4 protein-coding genes are annotated in these 4,255 nt (G+C 66.9%); 2 read left to right on the forward strand and 2 right to left on the reverse strand.

Annotated features, from left to right (window positions below):
• Positions 1–1,264: cytochrome C (locus tag FJY88_12330; protein MBM3288122.1), on the forward strand; the 1,264-nt coding region annotated here is incomplete at its 5' end.
• Positions 1,265–1,294: 30 nt separating this feature from the next.
• Positions 1,295–3,229 (forward strand): hypothetical protein, encoded by a 1,935-nt coding sequence (locus FJY88_12335; GenBank protein MBM3288123.1) that lies wholly within the window; start codon positions 1,295–1,297, stop codon positions 3,227–3,229.
• Here FJY88_12335 and FJY88_12340 read toward each other — a convergent pair.
• Together FJY88_12340 and FJY88_12345 are read right to left on the reverse strand one after the other, a co-directional pair.
• Positions 3,226–3,984: a tetratricopeptide repeat protein gene (locus FJY88_12340; GenBank protein ID MBM3288124.1), complete on the reverse strand. Its 759-nt coding sequence runs from the start codon at positions 3,982–3,984 to the stop codon at positions 3,226–3,228. The genes FJY88_12335 and FJY88_12340 overlap by 4 nt on opposite strands.
• On the reverse strand, positions 3,981–4,255 hold a 275-nt coding region (locus FJY88_12345; protein MBM3288125.1), incomplete at its 5' end, for a tyrosine phenol-lyase. The genes FJY88_12345 and FJY88_12340, both read right to left, overlap by 4 nt.

A 4,255-nucleotide genomic window follows, 5' to 3' on the forward strand; every position in this document is an offset into this window, starting at 1 on the left:
GACGTTCTTCGTCCTTCCCGTTCTGTTCTTACTCGGCTTGGCGCTCATCCCGATCGGATCGTGGCGCTATCGGCGGCGTGTGGCGCGCGGCAAGGAGGGAGCTCCTCTGTTCCCGAGCTACGACCTGAATCTGCCCAGCGTCCGGACGCGCCTCATGCTGCTCGGCGTTCTCACGCTCACGAACATGGTGGTTCTGGGCGTCGCATCGTACAAAGGGATCGAGCACATGGACTCGGTCGAGTTCTGCGGCGCGACCTGCCACCCTGTGATGAAGCCGGAGTACACGGTCTATCAGGGCTCGCCGCACGCCCGCGTCCGCTGCGTCGACTGCCACATCGGGCCCGGGGCTTCGTGGTTCGTGCAGAGCAAGCTCTCGGGAAGCCGCCAGGTGCTGGTCCAGCTGGCGGGAACCTGGCCGCGGCCCGTCGAGACCCCCGTCGAGAACCTCCGTCCCTCCCGTGAGACCTGCGAGCAGTGTCACTGGCCCGAGAAGTTCCATGGCGATCGGCTCTTCGTGCGCACGCACTTTCAGGAGGACGAGGCGAACACCGCGCTGCAGACGGTGATGCTTCTGAAAGTGGGCGGCGGCCAACCGGAGTCGGGTTTCGCGCGCGGCATCCACTGGCATGTCCAGAACGCGGTCTACTACCGTTCGGACCCGGAGCGGGAGCACATCCCCTGGGTGCGCGTCGAGCGGCTCGATGGGAGCGTGACGGAGTTCACGCAGGGCGAGATTCCCGACAGTATCGCCTCGCGCCCTCCGCGCAGGATGGACTGCGTCGACTGCCACAACCGCCCGACGCACATCTTTCGGATGCCGGCGCGCGCGCTCGACGAAGCGATGGGGGCCGGCGTGTTGCCGCGCGATCTACCCTACCTGCGGCGGGAGGGGCACGCGGCTCTGACGGCCGACTATGCGGATGAGGATGCGGCGCGGGAGGGGATTGAGCGGCGCATCAGGGGTTTCTATCAGAGCGAGTACCCCGACCTGGCCGCCTCCGGAGACGGGCGCGTCGAGGCAGCCATCCGCGGAGTGCAAGCGATCTGGTCCCGCTATGTCTTTCCGGAGATGAAGGTCGGCTGGGGGACCTATCCCGATCACATCGGGCACCAGGACTTCGTGGGTTGTTTCCGATGCCACGACGACGCGCACGTCTCAAACGACGGCACGGTCATCTCCCAGGATTGCGCAACATGCCACATCCTCCTCGCCGTGGAGGAGGAGACGCCGGCGGTCCTGCAGACGCTCTTTCCCGGGGAGTAGCCGCAGGCGGCAGAAGCGCGGGAGGCGAAAGTGCGGGGTCGAAGCATGAGACGGGCGACGGCGGTCATGATCCTCTCAGGCGCGTTGCTTGGGGGCGCGGGGGCGCGAGGACTCGCTCAAGCGCCGAGCGACGATGACTGCCTCGGCTGCCACGATCCCAGCGCGGGACCCTGGGGGAGCATCGTCGACAGCCTTGCCGCCGGCGCGCACGCCGGCTTCGGGTGCGTCGACTGCCACACGGGCATCACGGAGATCCCGCACGCGGAGGAGCTGCCGCAGCCGGAGTGCGGCTCCTGCCATGGCGATGTCACGGAGATGTACCGCCAGCATGGCAAGGGACGGGTGGGGGAGTCCGAGCACATCCCCGACTGCGCCGACTGCCACGGCGCGCACCGCATCCTGTCGGCGCGGGACAGGGCTTCATCGGTCAATGCGATGAATCTCCCGGCGACCTGTGGTCGCTGCCATGAAGACTCGACGCTGATCGCCAATCTGCGCATCAAGTTCAAGCACCCCATCCGTGTCTACACCGGGAGCATCCACGGCAAGGCGACGGCGGGGGGAGTCCACCAGGCCGCGAGCTGCAACGACTGCCACGCGACCGATGCCGACGCCCACATGATCCTGCCGCCCGGGGACTCCCGCTCCACCATCAACCACTTCAACATCCCGCGCACTTGCGGGCGCTGCCACACGAACATCGAGCAGGACTTCTGGGAGGGGATCCACGGGGAGTTGACAGCGGACGGCCAGACCGACGCTCCCACCTGCACCCATTGCCACGGGGAGCATGGCATCCTGGCCGTCGCAGATCCCCGCTCGCCGGTCAGCCCCTATCGGCTCGCGGAGGCGACCTGCTCGCCCTGCCATGAGTCGGCGGCGCTCAACGAGAAGTACGACCTCCCAACAGGGCGGCTCCAGTCGTTCATCGACTCCTATCACGGGCTGAAGAGCCAGGCCGGTGACAAGATGGTGGCCAACTGCGCCTCCTGTCACGGCGCCCACAGGATCCTGCCCTCCAGCGATCCGACCTCCTCGATCAATCCCGGGAATCTCGTGACGACTTGCGGAGGTTGCCATCCCAACATCTCCTCGAGCATCGCGACGATTCCGATACACGCGCGGACGGGCGGCCTCTATAGCGGCTGGCCGCGCTTCTTCCAGATCCTCTACACGGTCATGATCGCCGGGATCATCGGCGCGATGGTGCTCCACTGGCTCATCGACCTGTTCCGCCAGATCAGGAACGTGATGCGCGAGAAGCAGGTCAGAAGGATGGAGTCGGACGAGGTCATCCAGCACGCCTTGCTGGCGGTCGCCTTCACGGTCCTGGTCGTCACCGGATTCTCGCTACGGTTCCATGACGCCTGGTGGAGCACGATGCTCTTCGGGCGGGAGGGCGGCTACTCCCTGCGGGGCGTGATCCATCGCGGGGCCGGGATCGCCCTGCTCTTCGGCTCGATCTGGCACGTGCTGTTCCTCCTCACCCAGAGGGGACGCGCGTTCCTGCGCGACATGTGGCCTCGCAAGGCCGACTTCCAGGACTTCTACCGGATGATCCGCTACAACCTTGGCCGGAGCGAGCGGCATCCCGTCATGGGCCGGTTCACCTATGTCGAGAAGGCCGAGTACTGGGCCCTTGTGTGGGGCACGGCCGTGATGGGGATCACCGGCCTGTTCCTCTGGTTCGACAACGCCGCGGCGAGGATCTTCTCGAAGGGGCTCCTCGAGGTGCTCCTCGTGATCCACTACTACGAGGCGTGGCTCGCTTTCCTGGCGATCCTGATCTGGCACATGTACGCGACCGTCTTCAGCCCGCGCGTCTACCCGATGAACCCCTCCTGGCTGACCGGCTTCATGCCCGAGAGGATGTTCAAGGCCGAGCACGAGGCCGCGCACGCGGCGTCGAATGTGGAGGAACGCGAGTGGAGGCGGGCGCACGAGTCCGAGGAGAAGCCGGACTAGGGACCTCCGGGATCGACCCCACCGAGTCTGGCCAGCCGGGCGAGACGCTCGGGCTCCGACGCCGAGAGGCCGGGGTCCTTCGATAGAACTTCGTACGCCTTCGCGAACCACCGCTGCGCCTCACGTTCGCAGCCGAGCGTCGCGAAGCACTCGCCAAGCTCCTCGTACACGAAGCCGTCCGGCTCCCCGTCCGCCTCGCCTTCCCGCGCCAGCCGGAGCTGGATCTCGAGCCCCTCTTCGGAGCGTCCGAGCGACCGCAGGACCCGGGCGACCGACCACTCGGCGATCCGGATCTCGAGCGGCTGCCCCTGCTCCTTGCGCCACTCCAGGGCCTTCCGGAACAGGCGGAGCGCCTCCTCGTGGTCTCCCTTGTCGTGATGGGTCCAGCCGAGATTGTTGTAGAGGGAGCCGAGCCAGCGTCTGGCCCGCACGTCCTCGGACTTCTCGGCGAGATCGAGGGCGCGCCTGTTCCATGCCAGGGCGGTGTCGGGCGGGGTCACGATCGCGACCATGTGGGCGGCGTCGATCGCGAGGTTGCCGAGTCCCGAGCGGCGGGGCAGCGTCCACGCCTCGCGGAAGAAGGGATCGGCCTCGGATGGCTTCCCCTCGGAGTTTCGCACGCGCCCGCGTTCCAGGAGGTAGCGCACGCCGAGCTTGGGGCGGTCGTCCCGGAGGAATGGCTTCACCTGATCCAGCGTGCCGTCCGCCTCCTGGAATCGGCGCTGCAGTCCTTGCGCGCGCCAGAGCGCGATCACTGGAGCAACTCGAACCTGCCCTGGAAGAAACGAAGCTTCGCGGGCTCGTAGGCGAACTTGAGCCCCTTGATCTCTTTCCTGCGATCATAGACCCTCTTGACTCCCTCGGCGACCGCGGCCATGTGATCGTTCGTGTAGACCCGGCGCGGAATCGTCAGGCGCACGAGCTCCAGCGCGGGCCGGTAGTTCTCTCCCGTCTCGGGATTGCGGCCCTTGGAGACGTTCCCGCGCTCCATGGCGCGGACGCCGGTCTCGACGAAGATCTCCGCGG

The organism is Candidatus Eisenbacteria bacterium, assembly GCA_016867495.1.
GTDB lineage: Bacteria > Eisenbacteria > RBG-16-71-46 > CAIMUX01 > VGJL01 > VGJL01.